This window comes from Brevundimonas sp. Leaf280, from assembly GCF_001422455.1.
GTDB lineage: Bacteria > Pseudomonadota > Alphaproteobacteria > Caulobacterales > Caulobacteraceae > Brevundimonas.
Window position 1 is genome coordinate 11,981 of the sequence record NZ_LMNC01000001.1, and the last position, 18,457, is coordinate 30,437.

At 68.0% G+C, this 18,457-nt stretch carries 18 protein-coding genes; 14 read left to right on the forward strand and 4 right to left on the reverse strand.

The annotated features are described in order from the left end of the window. Positions 1-3 precede the first annotated feature (3 nt). From ASF31_RS00050 to rplT, 3 genes are all read left to right on the forward strand, one after another. On the forward strand, positions 4-1,290 hold the full coding sequence (locus ASF31_RS00050) for an MFS transporter (protein WP_055752752.1): 1,287 nt from the start codon (positions 4-6) through the stop codon (positions 1,288-1,290). Positions 1,291-1,452: 162 nt separating this feature from the next. Next, positions 1,453-1,650 (forward strand): 50S ribosomal protein L35, encoded by a 198-nt coding sequence (rpmI, locus tag ASF31_RS00055; RefSeq protein ID WP_003166435.1) that lies wholly within the window; start codon positions 1,453-1,455, stop codon positions 1,648-1,650. 55 nt (positions 1,651-1,705) lie between these two features. Then, entirely contained in the window at positions 1,706-2,059 is a 354-nt protein-coding gene (rplT, locus tag ASF31_RS00060) for a 50S ribosomal protein L20 (RefSeq protein ID WP_017506327.1), read from the forward strand. A 91-nt stretch (positions 2,060-2,150) separates the two neighbouring features. Here rplT and ASF31_RS00065 read toward each other — a convergent pair whose 3' ends face one another. Continuing rightward, positions 2,151-3,746, reverse strand: a complete 1,596-nt coding sequence (locus ASF31_RS00065; RefSeq protein WP_055752753.1) for an ATP-binding protein — start codon at positions 3,744-3,746, stop codon at positions 2,151-2,153. 168 nt (positions 3,747-3,914) lie between these two features. Between ASF31_RS00065 and ASF31_RS00070 the strand changes: the two genes are divergently transcribed. The 7 genes from ASF31_RS00070 (at position 3,915) to ASF31_RS00100 (ending at position 11,500) form a co-directional block, all read left to right on the forward strand. Continuing rightward, positions 3,915-4,889 (forward strand): polysaccharide deacetylase family protein, encoded by a 975-nt coding sequence (locus ASF31_RS00070; RefSeq protein WP_055752754.1) that lies wholly within the window; start codon positions 3,915-3,917, stop codon positions 4,887-4,889. Positions 4,890-5,064: 175 nt separating this feature from the next. Beyond that, positions 5,065-6,141, forward strand: a complete 1,077-nt coding sequence (pheS, locus tag ASF31_RS00075; RefSeq protein WP_055752755.1) for a phenylalanine--tRNA ligase subunit alpha — start codon at positions 5,065-5,067, stop codon at positions 6,139-6,141. A gap of 12 nt (positions 6,142-6,153) precedes the next feature. Then, a complete protein-coding gene (locus ASF31_RS00080) occupies positions 6,154-6,567 on the forward strand; it encodes a hypothetical protein (RefSeq protein WP_055752756.1) in 414 nt (137 codons plus the stop codon). Beyond that, positions 6,564-6,959 (forward strand): hypothetical protein, encoded by a 396-nt coding sequence (locus ASF31_RS00085; RefSeq protein WP_055752757.1) that lies wholly within the window; start codon positions 6,564-6,566, stop codon positions 6,957-6,959. The genes ASF31_RS00080 and ASF31_RS00085 overlap by 4 nt, the downstream gene beginning before the upstream one ends. Beyond that, positions 6,956-9,379, forward strand: coding sequence for a phenylalanine--tRNA ligase subunit beta (gene pheT / locus ASF31_RS00090; protein ID WP_055752758.1), 2,424 nt, complete (start codon positions 6,956-6,958; stop codon positions 9,377-9,379). Before ASF31_RS00085 ends, pheT begins: the two co-directional genes overlap by 4 nt. 44 nt (positions 9,380-9,423) lie before the next feature. Further along, positions 9,424-10,764, forward strand: coding sequence for an APC family permease (locus ASF31_RS00095; protein ID WP_055752759.1), 1,341 nt, complete (start codon positions 9,424-9,426; stop codon positions 10,762-10,764). Positions 10,765-10,888: 124 nt separating this feature from the next. Further along, positions 10,889-11,500 carry a DUF1134 domain-containing protein gene (locus tag ASF31_RS00100; RefSeq protein ID WP_017506335.1) on the forward strand — a complete coding sequence of 204 codons (612 nt, stop codon included), beginning with the start codon at positions 10,889-10,891 and terminating at the stop codon, positions 11,498-11,500. A 58-nt stretch (positions 11,501-11,558) separates the two neighbouring features. Here the strand turns inward: ASF31_RS00100 and ASF31_RS00105 are convergent, their stop codons facing one another. Then, positions 11,559-12,452 carry an NAD(P)-dependent oxidoreductase gene (locus ASF31_RS00105; RefSeq protein WP_055752760.1) on the reverse strand — a complete coding sequence of 298 codons (894 nt, stop codon included), beginning with the start codon at positions 12,450-12,452 and terminating at the stop codon, positions 11,559-11,561. A gap of 8 nt (positions 12,453-12,460) precedes the next feature. Then, the gene (locus ASF31_RS00110) at positions 12,461-13,690 is read right to left on the reverse strand and encodes an NAD-dependent epimerase/dehydratase family protein (RefSeq protein WP_055752761.1); all 1,230 of its coding nucleotides are present in this window, start codon (positions 13,688-13,690) and stop codon (positions 12,461-12,463) included. Positions 13,691-14,043: 353 nt separating this feature from the next. On the opposite strand from ASF31_RS00110, the gene ASF31_RS00115 reads away from it, so the two are divergent. The 4 genes from ASF31_RS00115 to ASF31_RS00130 all read left to right on the forward strand — a co-directional run bounded on the left by ASF31_RS00115 (position 14,044) and on the right by ASF31_RS00130 (position 17,960). After that, positions 14,044-15,063: a DUF4167 domain-containing protein gene (locus tag ASF31_RS00115; protein WP_055752762.1), complete on the forward strand. Its 1,020-nt coding sequence runs from the start codon at positions 14,044-14,046 to the stop codon at positions 15,061-15,063. A gap of 71 nt (positions 15,064-15,134) precedes the next feature. Then, positions 15,135-16,433, forward strand: a complete 1,299-nt coding sequence (locus ASF31_RS00120) for a hybrid sensor histidine kinase/response regulator (RefSeq protein WP_055752763.1) — start codon at positions 15,135-15,137, stop codon at positions 16,431-16,433. A gap of 39 nt (positions 16,434-16,472) precedes the next feature. Beyond that, positions 16,473-17,147, forward strand: coding sequence for a DUF4893 domain-containing protein (locus tag ASF31_RS00125; protein WP_055752764.1), 675 nt, complete (start codon positions 16,473-16,475; stop codon positions 17,145-17,147). Positions 17,148-17,207: 60 nt separating this feature from the next. After that, entirely contained in the window at positions 17,208-17,960 is a 753-nt protein-coding gene (locus tag ASF31_RS00130; protein ID WP_200918515.1) for a DUF4893 domain-containing protein, read from the forward strand. On the opposite strand, the gene ASF31_RS00135 is transcribed toward ASF31_RS00130, so the two are convergent. Continuing rightward, positions 17,957-18,433, reverse strand: a complete 477-nt coding sequence (locus ASF31_RS00135; RefSeq protein ID WP_055752766.1) for a hypothetical protein — start codon at positions 18,431-18,433, stop codon at positions 17,957-17,959. The genes ASF31_RS00130 and ASF31_RS00135 overlap by 4 nt on opposite strands. Positions 18,434-18,457 lie beyond the last annotated feature (24 nt).

Consider the following 18,457-nt stretch of genomic DNA (forward strand, 5'->3'; position numbering starts at 1 on the left):
GACATGACCGCGAACCCGACGACGCCCAAGCTCAAGACACCGGCGCTGGCTGTGTTGTTTGCGACGGTGTTTATCAATCTGGTCGGGTTTGGGCTGGTGGTGCCGTTGCTGCCGTTCTTCGCCCAGAGCCTGAAGGCCGAGGCGTGGCAGATCACGCTGATGTTCTCGGCCTATTCGCTGGGCCAGTTCTTCGCCGAGCCGTTCTGGGGGCGGCTGTCGGATCGGATCGGGCGAAAGCCCGTGCTGTTGATGACGCTGATCGCCAATGCGCTGGGCTATCTGATGCTGGCCTTCGTGCCCAACATCTGGCTGGCGATCGCGGTCAGGCTGTTCACCGGCCTGGGCGCAGGCAATATCTCGACGGTCCAGGGTTATGTGGCCGATGTGACCCCGCCCGAGCAGCGGGCCGGGCGGATGGGTCTGATCGGCGCGGCGTTCGGCCTGGGCTTCATCGTCGGACCGGGCTTGGGTGGATTGCTGACGCAGCCGCAGCTGGGACGGCTGGGCTATCAGCTGCCGATCTTCCTGGCGGCGGCGCTGGCGGCGGTTGCGGCGGTCGGCGTGGTCGTCTTCCTGCGCGAAAGCCGGGCCAAGGCCGATCCTGCCGCGCCGCGTCCGGCCTTCCTGGCGGGGCTGAAGGATGCGCGCGACAATGCGGTGGTGTCGCGCGTGCTGGTCGTGACCCTGATCTATATGGCCGGGTTTTCGGCGATGGAGAGCGTGTTCGGCCTGTGGTCCGAGAGCCGCTATCAATGGGGCGCGCGCGAAGTGGGGCTCAGCTTCATGATCGTGGGCATCGTCTCCACGCTGAACCAAGGTTTCTTCGCCGGGCGGCTGGCGCGACGGTTCGGCGAATCGCGCGTGCTGGCCACCGGCATGCTGCTGTTTGGAACTTCGCTGGTGTTGCAGGTGCTGGCGCCGGTCGCGTGGTTCCCTGCGACGCGGCTCGAGCTGGGCGCCCTGACGATCCCGGTCGTCCAGGGCTGGATCATTCCGATCGTGATGGCGATCGGCGCGTGCGGCATGTCGCTGGCCATGCCCAACATCTCGGCCATGATCAGCCGCGCCTCGCCGCCTGATCGGCAGGGGGCCATGCTGGGTCTGAACATGGCTTCAAGCTCGGTGGCGCGCATCTTCGGGCCGATGATCGCGGGCGCGCTGTTCTCGGGGCTGGGGCATGACTGGCCCTTCGTGATCGGGGCGCTGCTGACCATCCCGGCGGCCCTGATGGCGATCAACGCCGGACGCGTCATTCGCAGCGGAGAGGGCGGCGTCAAAGCCCCGGCCTGACTCGTCTTGCAATGGCGGCGCTCTTCACGTAGAAGCCGCGCCTTCGCGTACCGAACCGCCAGGCGAACAGGCATGCCTGGGCGGTTCTTAAACTCTGAGGAAACACCGCAAGACGGGCTCAAGCAGCTCGAAGAGCGGTCGGCCCTCAAAAAGGAGACTGAAATGCCGAAACTGAAGACGAAGTCGGGCGCCAAGAAGCGCTTCAAATTCACGGCCACTGGCAAGGTTAAGGCCGGCGTTGCGGGCAAGCGTCACCGCTTGATCAGCCACAACTCGAAATACATCCGCCAGAACCGCGGCACCTCGGTCATGGCCGACGCCGACGCCAAGAAGATCAAATCCTACATGCCGTACGCCTGATCGGCGCGCGCTGTACGACTGATCTCAATCCCAAAGAATTTGAAGGAATAGCGACATGGCTCGCGTTAAACGTGGCGTAACCTCGCACGCCAAGCACAAGAAGGTTCTGGAGCAGGCCAAGGGCTTCTCCGGCCGCCGCAAGAATACCATCCGTACGGCCAAGGCCGCCGTCGATCGCGCCGGGCAATACGCCTATCGCGACCGTCGCGCCAAGAAGCGCAACTTCCGCGCCCTGTGGATCCAGCGCATCAACGCCGCCGCCCGTCTGGAAGGCTTCACCTACAGCCAGTTCATCAACGGCCTGAACAAGGCCGGCATCGAACTGGACCGCAAGGTTCTGGCCGCGATCGCCGCTGACGCAACCGGCTTCAAGGCTGTCGCCGACAAGGTCCGCGCCGCCCTGGCGTAAGAGCTGTGCTCAAGCCGCGAGCGACCGCGTCGCGAGTGTAGCGCAACAAGAACGACGCCCGCTCCGGTTTCCGGGGCGGGCGTTGTTCGTTTCAGGCCGCCTTGGGGACATGCGATGCCTGGCTCTGCGCCAGCACCATGCGGATGGCGTTCAGAAGGGCGTCGGGCTGGATGGGCTTTTGCGCCACCCCGTTCATGCCTGCGGCGATATAGTCCAGCTCGTCGCGCTCATCGGCGTTCGCCGTCAGGGCCAGGATCGGTAGGGCGCCGGCCGGGCCGGGTAGGGCGCGGATGGCCCGCGTCGCGGCGACGCCGTCCATCACCGGCATCTTGATGTCCATCAGGGCCAGGTCGAACGGACGCGCGCTGACGGCGTCTACCGCCTCGCGCCCGTTCTCGGCCATCTCGCAGGTGCAGCCGAACATCTCCAACAGCTTGCCGGCGACGAAGCGGTTGGTGGCGTTGTCGTCCACCACCAGCACATGCAGGGTGTCGTGCGGCGTCGGCTCGGCCATGGCGGGGGCGGGCGCCGCGCTCTCGGTCGCGACACGCAGCGGCAGGCGCACCTGAAAGCGCGCGCCGCCCTGGGGCGAGGCGCCCAGCGAGATCGCGCCGCCCATCCGTTCGGCGATCTGTCGGCAGATGGCCAGGCCCAGGCCCGCGCCCGCCCCCTCGCGCCCGGCCTTTCCGGTGTTGAAGGGATCAAAGATGGTCGCGGCCGCCGCCTCGGGCACGCCGGGTCCGCTGTCGTCGACGGTGAAGATCACCTCGCCGTCGGCGTGGCTTTCGATCAGGGCGACGACCTCGCCCGTCAGGGTGAACTTCAGCGCATTGCCGATCAGATTGTTGAGCAACTGCTTCAACCGCATCCCGTCTGCCTGAACGCAAGGAACGGCCAGATCGGTGCGGATGGTCAGGGCCAGGGCCTTTTCCTCGGCCCGCGCGCGCCACAGGGCGTCGATGTCGAAGGCGACGGCCGACAGGTCCAGCGGCTCCTCCTCCAGCGTCAGCATGCCGGCCGAGGCGCGTGACATGTCCAGCGCGTCGGTCAGCAGCCGCAGCAGGCTCTGGCCCGAATCGATCACGGTGCGGACGTAGGGACGCAGTTCTTCCTGCTCCAGCTTCTTGTCCATCAGGGCCGCGACGCCCAGCACGCCGTTCAGGGGCGTGCGGATCTCGTGGCTCATCACCGCCAGGAACTCGGACTTGGCGCGGCTGGAGGCGACGGCCTCGGCCTCGGCGATGGCCAGGTCGCGGGCCAGGGCGCTCATTTCCTCGGCCCGCTGGCGGTGCAGGGCCGCGCCCGCCTGAACCACCTGTAGCGCCGTGCCGACGCCGACGTAGCGGCCGTCCGCCACCACGATGAAGCCCGTCAGCAAGGCGCCCAGTTCGGCGGCCCCGTAAGCCTGGAAGAAGGCCTCGGCGCTGGTCGCCGCCTCCGCCACCGGCGCATTACGATCCATCAGGCTTTCTGCGGGCTTTCGGGCATAGAGGGCGCGTCCGAACTCGGCCGCCATCCTCAGGGTGAAGGCGTTGCGTTCGATGATGCCGAGGGGGCGGCCATCGCCATCGACGACAGCCAGTGCCAGGGTGTTAGGCTCGGTCTGGAACCGTTCGAACACATCGGCGCCCGGCGTGGACGGGGCCACAGGCGCGATCAAGTCGACGAAATCACCGATCAGCGGCATCAAGGTCCTCGCAAGTCCGGAGGCCTGATTAGACGGTGATATTTAACGCCAGCTTTGCCGTTCATGAACCTTTCGCGGCGGGTTTTCGACAGTCGATCCGTGGGCGGATGGAAAGTCCGTATTGCGCGCGATATTCCCTCGCGCACGCGACTTCGATAGCCTCGCCGCATGATGCGCACCCTGATCTGCGGCCTGGCTGCCGCCCTCGCCCTGATCACTCCCGCCGCCGCGCAGGATCGACGCGTCGCCGTGACCTTCGACGACCTGCCGTTCCAGACGGATACGGCGACCCTGTGCGATCCGGCGCGCCTGATGACGATCACCCAGGATTTCGTCGCCATGCTGAAGCCGCTGGACACGCACGGCGTGGCCTTCGTCAACGCGGGCAAGGTGTGCGAGGCCGAGCGCGCCACGATCCTGCCGCGCGTGCTGAACGTCTGGCTGGACGCTGGTCTGGACCTGGGCAACCACACCAACACCCATCTGAACATCCACTCGACGACGGTTGAGGCCTATCTGGCCGATGTGGACGCCGGGGCGCCGATCGTTCGGCAGGCGCTTGAGGCGCGCGGCCAGACCCTGCGTTGGTTCCGCCACCCCTATCTGTTCACCGGCGAGACGCAGGAAAAGCACGACGCCATCGCCGCCGGCCTGGCCCAGCGCGGCTATACGATCGCGCCTGTGACCCTCGACAACAACGACTGGATGTTCGCCGACGTCTATCGCAAGGCCGAGCAGATCGGCGATCAGGCGCTGATGCAGCGCATCGGTCAGGCCTATGTGGCGCATATGGCGACGGTGCTGGACTTCTTCGAACCCTACAGCGCCGAGGTGGCGGGCGGGCGTGAACCGGCGCAGGTGCTGCTGCTGCACGCCAACAGCCTGAACCAGACCTGGTATTCGCAGATCCACGCCCTGTATCTGGCGCGCGGCTATCGCTTCGTGCCGCTGGAAGAGGCGCTGGCCGATCCGATCTATCAGCACCCTGACACCTATGTCCGCGCCAACGGAATCTCGTGGCTGCGCCGCTGGATGCAGACCGACGGCCGTCCCATCCGCTGGGAGCCGGAACCGCCCGCCTGGATCGTTGCGGCCAACAAGGCGCCAGCGTCGGACCTTCAGGCCATCGCATCCGCCCCTTGAAGGGTGACGAAACGGCTTCCACCCGTCAGGCCTGATCGGCTGAGGGGAAATCGCTTCGCGATTTCGCTGATGCCGTGAATCAGGCCTTTATTTTCCCCGTGAGCATGATTCACGCTCCTGTCGGAACCGCGAGGCGGTTCCGTCCGAACCGATCATGCTCTAAGGCACGGGGCAAATGACCGATCTCGCCACACTCGAACTCGACCTGATCAACGCCATCGGCGGCGCGGAAACCGTCGCCGCCCTGGAAGAGGTGCGCGTCGCCGCCCTGGGCAAGTCCGGCTCCGTCTCCGGCCTGCTGAAGGGCATGGGCGCCATGAGCCCCGACGAACGCCGTGAACAGGGGCCGATGATCAACGGCCTGCGCGACCGCGTCGCCGCCGCCATCGCCGCGAAGAAGACCGCGCTGGAAGCCGCCGAGCTGGACGCCCGGCTGCTGTCGGAACGCATCGACCTGACCCTGCCGGCGCGTCCGCGCAGGAAGGGCGGGGTCCATCCGACCATGCAGGTGATGGACGAGATGATCGCCCTGTTCGCCGAGATGGGCTTCGCCGTGGCCGAAGGTCCGGACATCGAGGACGACTTCCACAACTTCACCGCCCTGAACTTCCCGCCCAAACACCCGGCGCGGGAAATGCATGACACCTTCTTCCTGAAGCCGGACCCCGAGACGGGCGAGCGGAAGGTCCTGCGCACCCACACCAGCCCGGTGCAGGTCCGCACCATGATGAGCCAGAAGCCGCCGATCCGCATCGTCGCCCCGGGCCGCACCTTCCGCAAGGATTCGGACGCCACCCACACGCCGATGTTCCACCAGATCGAAGGCCTGGTGATCGACCGCGACATCCACATGGGTCACCTGAAGACGACGCTTCAGACCTTCATCGCCCGCTTCTTCGAGCTGGACGCGGTCCAGGCGCGGTTCCGTCCGCACCACTTCCCCTTCACCGAACCTTCGGCCGAGATGGACATCCGCTGCGACCGTTCGGGCGGGAAACTGGTCTTCAACACCGGCGACGATTGGCTGGAGATCCTGGGCTGCGGGATGGTGCATCCCAATGTGCTGAAGAACTGCGGCATCGACCCGGACGAGTATCAGGGCTTCGCCTTCGGCATGGGGGTGGATCGGCTGGCCATGCTGAAATACGGCGTGCCGGACCTGCGCCCCATGTTCGACGCCGACACCCGCTGGCTGTCGCACTACGGCTTCTCGGCCTTCGCCGCCCCCAACCCGGCCTCGGGCCTGAGCTGAACGAGTTTCAAGATGACCGATCAAACTGAAACGCCGATGTCGGCCGAAGAAAAGTTCGGCCGAGATCTGGTGGCCCGCACGACCTTTGAAAAGGAGGCGGTGTGGCTGCCGTCGTTGGCTGTTCACCACATGAACGCCGGCAAGACGTTCATCGAGGACAAGACCTTCACGAACTGTCTGATCGAAGGACCGGCGGTCATGGCCGTCATGAACGGCACGACGTTCGACAGCTGCAACATGGGCGTGGCGTCCAATCCGCGCACGCTGCTGCTTCAGCCGATGGGCGATATGATTGCGGGTGTCGTGGGCATGTCCAACTGCCGCTTTGTCCGCTGCCGCTTCGTACAGGTCGGCTTCACCGGCGCCCCAGATCTGCTTGAGCAGATCGAGGCTGACCTCCTCAGCGCACGGGAGAACCAAGCATGAGCCGGCTTCCGATCAACCGTCCCATGAGCGTCGCCAAGTCTCTGACGCAGGTGGATTTCGTCGATGTCGATATCAACCTGTACGACCTGTACACCGCGCATCAGCAGCAGGGCGCTATCGTCGGGCGAACCTTCACCGGATGCCGGCTCCAGGGCCCCGCAATCGTCCTGATCGGTCCTGGCACGACCTTCGATGAGACCAACTTCGGCGACTCGCGGGGCGGAATGAAAAACCTGCTGCTTCAGCCCATGGGCGATAAGGCGCTGGGGACTGTCCCAATGCACAACTGCACCTTCGTGGGGTGTGAGTTCTATAACGTGGGGTACACTGGCTCGGCGGCGGTTTTGGAACAGCTGGCGGCCGTTCCGACGGTGGCGGGACCGGCGGCATGAAGTTCACCCTGTCCTGGCTGAAGGACCACCTCGAAACCGAGGCGGATGTTCAGCAGATCGCCGAGGCCATGACCCTGGCCGGGCTGGAGGTCGAGGAGGTGCTCGACCCCGCCGCCAAACTGGCGCCCTTCACCGTGGCCAAGATTATTTCGGCCGAGCGGCATCCCAACGCCGACCGGTTGCAGGTCTGCCAGGTCGAGACGGTCGATGGGATGAAGGAGATCGTCTGTGGCGCGCCGAACGCGCGGGCGGGCCTGACCACGATCTACGCCCCCATCGGCGCCTATGTGCCGGGCCTGGGCGTAACCCTGGTCGAGAAGCCGGTGCGCGGCGTGGTGTCGAACGGCATGCTGTGCTCGGCCTCCGAGCTCGAGCTGTCGGACGAGAGCGATGGCATTCAGGAACTGCCGCCGGAAATCCCCGTCGGCACGCCGGTCGCCGGCCTGTTCGGCGCCGAGCCGGTCATCGATTTCGAGGTCACGCCGAACCGGCCTGACTGGCTCGGCGTCGCCGGCATCGCCCGCGATCTAGCCGCCACCAGCGTCGGCAAGCTGAAGCATTTCGACATCGCCGTGGTGCGCGGGGCCTTCGCCTCGCCGATAAGCGTGCGGCTGGAGGCGCCCGAGATGTGCCCCGTCTTCGCCGGTCGCGTCATTCGCGGCGTCAAAAACGGCCCGTCGCCGGCCTGGCTGCAGAAGCGTCTGACGGCCATCGGCCTGCGCTCGATCAACCGTCTGGTCGATGTAACCAACCTGATCGCCTATGACCGCGCCCGGCCGCTGCACGTCTATGACGTCGCCAAGCTGTCGGGGACCGAGATCGTGGTGCGGGCGGGGCAGGTTTCGGCCGCGACCGGCGAGCACGAACATCTGATCGCCCTGGACAGCAAGACCTACGCCGCATCCGCAGCCGACTGCGTCATCGCCGACGCCGGGGGCGAGCGCCCCATCGGCCTGGGCGGCGTCATGGGCGGGGAATCGACCGGCTGCGACGAGACCACCACGGACGTCTTCCTGGAAAGCGCCTGGTTCGACCCGCTGGTCATCGCCCAGACCGGCCGTGCGCTGGGCATCCATTCCGACGCCCAGTACCGGTTCGCGCGCGGCGTCGATCCGGTCTCGGTCACGCCGGGACTGGAACTGGCGACGCGCCTGATCCTGGACCTGTGCGGCGGCGAGCCGTCGGAAATCGTCTTCGTCGGCGAACCGCCGGCGAGCCCGGCTCCCTTCGCCTTCGACCCCGCCTATGTGAAGCGCCTCAGCGGCATGGATCTGGACGACGACCGGATCGGGACCATCCTGGGCCAGCTCGGCTTCCTGGTTCAGGCCGCGCCGACCGGTCAGTCCGAGCCCTGGCTCGTCACCCCGCCGTCTTGGCGCCGCGACGTCGAAGGTCCGGCCGATCTGGTGGAGGAGGTCGCGCGGATCGAGGGCTTCGACAGCCTGCCCGACACGCCCCTGCCCGAGGCCACCCGTCCCGCCGGCGGGGTGCTGAGCCCCCGCCAGGCACGCGTCCGCACCGCGCGCCGGGCCCTGGTCGCCCTGGGATACGCGGAGGCCGTCACCTGGTCCTTCACCAAGCAATCGACGGCGGCCCTGTTCGGCGGCGGGGATGATCGGCTGGTGCTCGAGAACCCGATCGCGGCCGATCTGGACTGCATGCGGCCGTCGGCCCTGCCGAACCTGGTCCAGGCGGCGGCGCGGAACGCCGCGCGCGGTTTCGCCGACGCCGCCATGTTCGAGATCGGCCCTATCTACCTGGGCGACGGTCCGGCGGATCAGCGCACGGTCATCGCCGGTCTGGTCGCCCCGCACGCCGCCCGTCACTGGGCCGGCGCCGGCGAAGACGGTCTGTTCGCGCTCAAGGGCGACCTGACCACCCTGCTGGAAGAAATCGGCGCCCCGGTCGCCTCGTTGCAACTGGTCCAGGGTCAGAACCGCGACTGGTGGCACCCCGGCCGTTCGGCCCGGCTGCAACTGGGGCCCAAGAATGTGATGGTCGAGTTCGGCGAACTGCATCCGCGCGTGTTGAAGGCGCTGGACGTCGACGGCCCCATGCTGGCCTTCGAGGTCGTGCTGGACAATGTGCCCGAGCCGCGTGGGAAGTCGGGCAAGGCTCGCGGATCGGCGGACCTGTCGGCCCTCATGCCGCTGACGCGCGACTTCGCCTTCGTGGTCGAGGACGCCAAGCCGGTGGGCGATCTGGTCCGGGCCGCAACGGGCGCCGACAAGGCCCTGATCGCCGACGTGCGCGTCTTCGACGTCTATCGCGGCAAGGGCGTGGACGAGGGCTTCAAGTCCGTCGCCCTCGAGGTCGTGATCCAGCCGCGCGAAGCCACGCTGACCGAAGCCGAGATCGAGGCCTTGACCGCCAAGGTCGTCGGAGCGGTCGAAAAGCAGGGCGGCAAGCTGCGGGCTTGAGGGAGCGCAGCGCCATCTTTCGGGCGGCGCGGGGGACATAGGCGATGACGACGGAACCTGAGGCGGCCCAACCGGATCGCGGCCATCTGCTGCGCGTCCTGGGCGTGACGTTCGGCGTCGCCGTCGTGGTCGGCGGCGTCATCGGTCAGGGTATATTGCGCACCCCCGGCGTGGTCGCCGAGGGGGTTCAGAACCCCACGATCATAATCGCCCTGTGGTGCGTCGCCGGTCTGGTCGCCTGGATCGACGCCATGTCGACGGTCGAACTGGCCGCCTCGATCCGCAAGACGGGCGGCCCCTATATCTTCGCCCGGCGCGCCTTCGGGTCGTTGACCGGCCTCGCCGTCGGCGTCTGCGACTGGCTGGGCAATATGGGCGGCATCGCCTTCATCGCCGTGGTCTTCGGCGAATATCTGCACCGGTTGGGCGTCGCGACCAGCGTGCCCATCGGCGTCCTCGCCCTGTTGATCGTGGTCGTGGTGGGCAGCGTGCAATGGCTGGGCACCAGGGTCGGCGGTCGGTCGCAGGAGGTCGGCAGCGCGGTCAAGGCGGCCCTGTTCACCGTGCTGATCATCGGCCTTTTCCTGGCGCCGCGCGGCGCGCCCGTGGCGACCGAGATCGCGCCGGCGACGGCGGCGGCCCTGACCTTCGGCGGCATCGTCATGGCCCTGCGGGCTATTTCCGGCACCTATTACGGCTGGAACAGCGCCTCCTATTTCTGCGAAGAGGTCGTCGATCCGGGCCGGACGATCGCGCGGGCCACCTTCTCGGGCATCGCTGTGGTGACGGTGATCTATGTGCTGGCCAACCTGGCCTATCTGAACGTCCTGACGCCGGCCGAGATGGCCGGCTCGAACCTCGTCGCGGCAGATGCGGCCGGTCGGGTGTTCGGCGATGTCGCCGGTCCCATCGTCACGGCCATTTCGCTGGTGTCGCTGGTGACGATCATCAATGCGATGGTCATGGTGTTCCCGCGCGTCCTGTTCGCCATGGCGCGCGAGTATCAGATCTCGGCCCTGACCCGGGTCGCCGCCAACGGCACGCCGCGTCTGGCCCTGATCGCGACCGTGCTGGCCGGCGGGCTGCTGGCCACCATCGGGGTCTATGAGACCCTGCTGACCTTCTCGACGTCGCTGCTGGCGCTGATGAGCGTTCTGGTGAATGCGGCCGTCATCGTCCTGAGGGTGCGCGAGCCCAATCTGGACCGGCCGTGGAAGATGCCGCTCTATCCCCTGCCGGCGATCATCGCCCTGGCGATCAATACGACCCTGTTCGTGATCTTCGTGGTCGAGGATCCTTTGACGGCTGGAAAGGCCTTTGGAATGCTGGCGGTCCTGATCGGGCTGGCTTGGCTGCTGGTCCGGCGAAAGCGCGCTGCGGCCTGATCGGCGCGCCCGGTAAGACCCCGTTAACCTTGAAGCCGCAAGGCTGCCGCAAAGGTCGGGGACGGTGAGGCCAAGACCGGCGCGCCAGCCGGCCGTCCTCTCGTCGCCTTTCGGAGCGCCCTCCATGCATCGCCGCCAACTGATCCTTTCGGGCCTCGCCACCGCCGCCGGCGCCTCGTCGCTGGGCGCCTGCGCCTCGGCGCCGCCGCGCGATCCCAACTATCCAATCCGCTCGGACCAGACGGCCCAGGCCTACAGCTTCGATGAACTGGTCTCGGCCGGCTCGCGCGAGCTGGGCATCGCGGCTGAGGTCGTGGGCGGCGCGATCGAGCGCGTCTTCGCCGACCAGGGCGACCGCCCGACCGCCTATATCGCGGGCGAGGAAGGCTCCGGCGCCGTCGTTGTCGGCGCCCGCTACGGCCGCGGCGCCCTGCACATGAAGGACTTGTCGGCCTCTCAGGAAGTGTTCTGGCAGGGCGCGTCGGTGGGTTGGGACTGGGGCGGCAACGCCAGCCGCGTCTTCACCCTGGTCTATGGCCTGTACCACCCCGACATGATCTATCGCCGCTATCCCGGCATCGAGGGCTCGGCCTATCTGGTCGCGGGCCTGGGCGTGAACTATCAGCGCGCAGACGGCATCGTCCTGGCCCCGATCCGCACCGGCGTCGGCCTGCGCCTGGGCGCCAACGTCGGCACCATGAGCTATAGCCGCCAGCGCAATCTGCTGCCCTTCTAAGCGCGCTGGGCTCGCGACGCGGTCGCTCGCGGCTTGAGCGCGTGGCCGTTTCGCGGGATCAGCTCACCAATCGGAGCGGCGGCGGTGCGTCCATCAGCGTCGCCAGCCCTTCGCGCCAGCTGGGATAGGCGGGCCGCCAGCCCAGCTCGGCCTTGGCGAGGGCGTTCGAGACGCGCTTGGAATCCAGATAGAAGCGACGCATCGCCTCGCTGACGCTGTCGTCGGTCCAGTCCACCTGGGGCGGGCGGGGCAGCCCCATCCGATCCGCCGCCCATTCCATCACCACATCGGCGGGCGACGGTTCGTCGTCAGTCAGATTGTAGGCGGCGCCCGGTCGCGGCTGCGCCATCGACGCGAACAGGCCCGAGACGATGTCATCTACATGGATGCGGTTGAAGACCTGGCCGGGCTTTCTGACCAGCTTCGCCGTGCCTTCCTTCAGCCGCTCGACCACGCTGCGCCCCGGCCCGTAGAAACCGGGCAGGCGGAAGATCTGGACCGTCAGCCCCATCCCTTGCGCCCCGTCCAGCCAATCGCGCTCGGCGCGGACGCGGCGTGCGCCCTCCAGATTGGCGGCGTTCAACGGCCCGTCCTCGAACACCCATCCGCCGGCCCGGTCGCCATAGACGGAGGTCGAGGAGACATAACCGATCCAGTCGGGCCACGCGTCGCCCGCAAGAGGCCCCAGGGCCCGCAGACCGGGACAGCCTTGGGCGTCCGGCGCGGCGGTGATCAGGATCGCCGTCGCCGCCTCCAGCGCCGTCTTCAGCGCGGTGGTATCCGTTGGATCGATGGCGACGATCCCCTCGGCCGCCAGGGCGCGGCGCCGCTCGGGGTCGCGGGAGGTGGCGGTCGCCCGCCCGCCGCGCCGTATGGCTTCCAGCGCCGTCGCCCGCCCCAGATAGCCGCCGCCGAAGACCAGTAGATCGAGGGGAGGGGAGGCGATAGGCATTACGAAACTCAGGCCGTCAGAACTTGGGAAGGCGCGTCGGCTGCCGGTCGCGCCTCATTTTCCAGCGCCTCCGCCCGGCGTTGGTTCCAGGCGGAGACGCACGGCACCCGACCCAGATCGGCCCGGTCGGCATAGCGGCGGGCGATGTCCGTAACCTCGTCCATCAGACCCTGCGCCAGGGTGATCGGCTTCAACCCTAGATCCCGGAACTGGTCGTTGGCGACGACCAGGTCGTTCTCGTCGGCCTCCTGGCGCGGGTTGGCGACGTTATGGATCTCGGCGCCGGTCTTGTCGGCGATCATGGCCGCCAGGTCGCGCACGCGCCGGCTCTCGGTCATCTGGTTGAGGATCTTGACCCGCTCGCCGCGCTTGGGCGGGTTCTTTAGCGCCAGTTCGACGCAGCGCACCGTGTCCTGAATATGGATGAAGGCCCGCGTCTGGCCGCCCGACCCATGCACGGTCAGCGGATAGCCCACCGCCGCCTGCATCAGAAAGCGGTTCAGCACCGTGCCGTAATCGCCGTCATAATCGAAGCGGTTGATCAGTCGTTCGTCCTGTTTGGTCTGTTCGGTCTGGGTGCCCCAGACGATGCCCTGGTGCAGGTCGGTGATGCGCAGATTGTCATTGCGGGCATAGAACTGGAACAGCAGGGCGTCCTGCGTCTTGGTCATGTGATAGATGCTGCCCGGATTGGGCGGGAACAGGATTTCCTGCTCGGCGGGGCCGTTGTCGGTATCCACCGTCACCTTCAGATAGCCCTCGGGGATGCGCAGGCCTGCGGTGCCGTAGCCATAGACCCCCATCGTCCCCAGGTGCGCCAGGTGGACGTCCAGGCCGCTTTCGACGATGGCGGCCAGCAGATGGTTGGTGGCGTTGATGTTGTTGTCGACGGTGTACAGCTTGTGCCGCGCCGACTTCATCGAATAGGGGGCGGCCCGCTGCTCGGCGAAATGCACCACGCTGTCGGGCGCGTAGTCGCGGATCAGGGCGACCAGGCGGTCGAACTCCTTGCCCACGGTCATGTTGACGAAGCCGATGTCGCGGCCGGACACGTCTTTCCACGCCTTGATCCGCTCGCCCATCGTGCGGATCGGCGTCAGGGACTGGACCTCCAGCTCGTTGTCGATGTTGCGACGGCTCAGGTTGTCGACGATGGTCACGTCCCACCCTTCGGCCGACAGATGCAGGGCCGTGGGCCAGCCGCAAAAACCGTCGCCGCCCAGAACCAGCACGCGCATGGGATAGCCTCGTCGTCGTCTCAAAGGTCATGCCTAGCCCAGCCGGCGGGCTTGGCAAAGCGGCGCTGTGCAGGGTTCGGTGCGACGCATTGACGAATATCGCTTGGAAAGGCCGCCCACTCGGGTTAAGTCTCTGCCGTCTCCCACTCAATCGCAGCTTTACGGGCGCATACCCGGCTGTTCGCGGCTTGAGCCGGCCATGACGGTCGGTCCCGAAAGGACCGGCGCACCATGCGGGCGACAAGGCATTCCGACAGTTCGACAATCGGGGATCGGCCCCGAGCGAGACGGAACCACGAAACGGACGGAACCGGCCTTCAGGCTTTGGTCCGCCCCTGCACACGGTAGCGCGAATGAGAGATTTCAAGGGCATGAAGCGTCAGCGCGGACGCAATCGGAACAAGGCGGGCGCCAATAACGCCAACAACGCCAATCCGAATCGTTCGTGGGATTCGCAAGGCCCCGAGAACATCAAGGTCCGGGGCAACGCCCAGACGGTGTATGAGCGCTATCAGCAGCTGGCCCGCGATGCGGCCTCCAGCGGCGACCGCGTGCTGGCCGAAAACTATCAGCAGCACGCCGAACACTACTACCGCGTCCTGCGCGCGCTCCAGCCGCAGCGGTCCTTCTCGGACATCGCCGCGCGCGAACAGTCCAACCAGGGCTTCGACATCGACTTCGAGGACGAATCCGGCGCTCAGGCCGCCGCCTTCGTCGCCGCCCAGCAGGCCGCCGACCGTCAGGCCGCGGAGGCTGCAGAGCGCGCCGAGCAGAACCAGAACCGTGATCAGAACCGCGACCGCGACTACAATCGCGACCGGGACCGTGACAACCGCGACCGCGATCGCGATCAGAACCGTGATCGTGACCGTGACCAGAACCGCGACAGCCAGCAGCCGCGCGAACTCCGCGAGCCGCGCGAGGGCGACGAGGTCCGCGCCGAGGGCGAGGGCGGCGGTCGTCGCGAAAGCCGCCGCGAACGCTGGGAGCGTCGCCGCGAGGAACGCAATCGCCGCTTCGACAATCAGGACGGCGCCCAAGACGGCGCTGAGGGCGCCGCCCCTTCCTACGCCGAGGCCGACCGCGCCGAAGCCGTCAGCGAAGCGCCCGTCGCCGAGACGCCCGTCAATGCGCCTGTCGGTGAAGCCCCGAGCGTCGAGGCGCCGACCGCCGATGAACGGCCTGCACGCCGACCGCGCCGCGCCGCCGCCGCTGTCGCTGCGGACGAGGGCGACGCCCCGACCGCCCTGCCGGGCTTTTTGACCCGCGCGCCGGTGTCGTCGGCCCCGGCCGAGCAAGCCGAAGGCGAGGCGGCCCCGCGTCGCCGTGCGCCGCGTCGCAAGCCCGAAGCGGCCGCAGCCAGCGAAGACTGATAACAACCCAAGCGGGCACGTTTACCTGAATGCAACTTTAGCGCGTCAATATGGCGCGTCGGAGGGGCGTCATGGATTTCGTCTTGCTTGTCTTGTCCCTGGCGCTGGCGGGAACCTGCGCGGGGATCTGGCTCTGGCGTCAGGCGCACGGGGTCGCCGAGCGCCTGCGTCGTGAGAACGCCCGGCTCGAAGCCCGCATCGCCCAGCAGACCCAAGGCCTGCGCCGCGCCCTGACGACGACCGAGGGCGAGGTCGACCGTCTGACCGCCGAGCTTCGGACGCGGGGCGAGATCATGCAGGCCCTCGGGCGCGAACTGCGTAGTCCCCTGACCACGATCATGGGCTTCGCCCAGTTGCTGCGCGCCGACGACCAGGCCGATCCCCTGACCGCGCGCCAGGCACAGTCCGTACGTCAGATCGAGTCCGCGGCCGGTGTCTTGCTGGCCCTGATTGAGGAAACCGAAGCCTTCATGACCGGCGGTGACGGCGGCGGTTCGCCTTCGCTGCACCGCGTCGATCTGCGTCTGGCGCTGCGCCAGGTCTGCGATGGGCTGGAGGCGCAGGCGCGAGAGGCGGGGGTGACGCTGGCCTGTCCGCCGCCCGCCCACGGCCTGTGCGTCATGGCCGATCCGGGCCAGATCCGCCGCATCCTGCGCCGCTTGGTCGAGAACGCCCTGCGCCATTCGCCCGGCGGAGGCACGGTGCGCATGGAGATGTCGCGCGCTGAGGACCGGATCGTCATCGCCATCCATGACGCCGGCATGATCCCCGTCGGTGCGGGCGACGACCGACCTTTCCGCCCGTTGGATGGTCGCGACGCCAGAGGCGGCACCGCCCTTGGCGTCGCCTCGGTCCAGCGGCTGACCGAGCGGATGGGCGGCGCCCTGACCATGGCGCGCGACCCCGGTGCGGGCACGATCTTTTCGCTGAGTTTGCCGGCAGCCCACGCGCCGGGTCTGGCGTCATCGCGTCAGGCGGTGGTGCTCTATATCGAGGACAATCCCGCCAACATCGCCCTGATGCGCCAGGCGGCGAGCGGACTGGGCCTGACGCTGCACGCCGCGACGACGGGACCGGAGGGGCTGGATCTGGCGCGTGCGCTCAGACCCGACGTCATCCTGCTCGACATCGGCCTGCCGGACATGGACGGCTATGAGGTCAAGGCGCGACTGGACGTCGATCCCCTGACGCGTCACGTGCCGGTCCTGGCGCTGACGGCGGCCGTATCGGCGCCGGACCGGGCGCGCGGCCGCGCGGCCGGCTTCGACGCTTGGCTGGCCAAGCCGCTGGATCTGGCGGCCCTGCCGGCTGCGCTGAATACGGCGCTGGGCGGCCCGGAGGTTGACGCCGACGGTCGCGAGAGGGCCTAAGAGGCTTAAGTTCGCCTGGTCGCCCCAAGGGAAGCGTCGATGTCCCGTTTCGTCTCGTTCCGCTCGCTCGCGCGTCGCCTGGCGCCGCTGGCCGTCCTGTGCGCCGTCGCCGCCTGCGCCTCGACCCCGCCGCCGCCACCCCCGCCGCCGTCCGGCGCATCGGGCGCGCTGATGGACTGGCGCGGCGTCATCACGGCCGGCGACCGGGACCGTTACCGCCGCGTCGACGCCGCCTGGACCCTGGCCCTGCAACAGGCCAAGCGTCAGCGCGGCTCCGGCGACCTGAACAGCCTGGGCGATCTGATCGACCCCAAGGCCGCCCGGCCCGGCGTCTCCCCGCCGCCCGGCGACTATCGCTGCCGCACCGTCAAACTGGGCACCCAAGGCGGTGAGGACGGTCTGGGCTATGTCGTCTACGGATGGTTCGCCTGCCGCATCGAACAGACGCCGAAAGGCCTGAAGTTCTCCAAGCTTACCGGCTCGCAGCGCCCCTCCGGCCTGCTCTTTCCCGAAGACGACCGCCATATGGTGATGCTCGGCTCGCTGGCCCTGGCGCAGGAGCCGGCCGCCAACACCTATGGCCGCAACCCCGACCGCGATCTGGTCGCCATCTTGCAACGCATCGGCGAGGCGCGCTGGCGCCTGGTCCTGCCGTGGCCCAACACCGAATCCAATCTGGACCTGATCGAGCTGGTCCCGGCGCCGCGCGGCTAAGGTTAGGCTGAACCTCGGGCGCCCTGTCACGTTCGGTCAGGGCAACCGATGGAGACGCTGATGCGCCGCACCCCTCTGGCCGTTCTGGCCCTGATGACCACGACGGCCCTGGCGGCCTGTGGCGACAACAGTCCCGCCCCGACCGAGGCCACGCCCGCCGTCACGACGCCCGCGCCCGGCGTGCCGGCCCAGGCCGCATCTGAGGCGACGGCGACGCCGCAGTCCGCAGCCGCTCCCGACGAGGGGATGCAGGGCGGAACCGACTCCTGGCGTCAGGTCGTCAAGGCCGCCGACGCCAGCCTGCTTGGCCGGCTGGATCAGGCCTGGCGCATGGCCCGCGCCGAGGCCGAGGACGGCGGCTTCTCGCGTCAGGTGGAGGCTCTGGGGCCGCTCGCCGACCCAAACGCCGCCCAGACGGGCCGCATCCAACCCGGCCCCGGAACCTATCGCTGCCGCACCATCAAGATGGGCCGCCGTGTGGAGGGCCAGGGATTGGCCTATGTCGAATATCCCTGGTTCGCCTGTTCGGTCGAGCTGACGCCCGGCGGCGACCTAGTCCTGACCAAGACGACGGGATCGCAGCGCACGCGCGGCCTGATCTATCCCGACACCGACCGCCGCGCCGTCTATGTCGGCGCCCAGGCCCTAGGTGGATCGGGGGGCGCCGACGAGAAGACCTTCCCCGCCTATGGCGACAAGGCCGAACGCGATCAGGTCGGCGTCATCGAACGCATAGGGCAGAACCGCTGGCGCCTGGTCCTGCCGTGGCCCAAGCAGGAAGCCAAGCTGGAGCTGCTTGAGATCACCGGCTAGCGCGCGCCGGTCGAGCGGGCGATCGCGGCGCGCATGCCCTCGGCGTGAAGCGCGCCTGACGGGGCGATCTTGGTGTTCGGCGTTTCGCTGGGTCCCAGATCGGCGGTGCGATCGTCCGGCCCGGTCCAGGTCGGGCTTTCGGCCTTGCGACGGACGGCATCGCGCAGATTGTCGGTCGCCGTCGCGGACGCCCCGCCGGATTTAGGGCCGGATTTACGCAGGTCCATCTCATCGGCGACGCGGGCGATGGCCTCGGTCAGCAGCGCCTTCTTCTCGCGCGCGCCGGCATCCGGACCGCTCTCTCCCGCACGAACGCGTCCTCGGATCTGACGCTGCACCCGGTCACGCCGCCCGCGCAGCCGCCCGATCAGGTCGCGCAGTTCCGCCGGCGAACGCTCGGCCAACGCCTTCGTCTGTTCGACCATATCCGCCTCGTCGCGATCCAGCGCGCGCGGGTTTGGGGTCTTGGACATGACGGTCTCCCTTTCGATTGATGG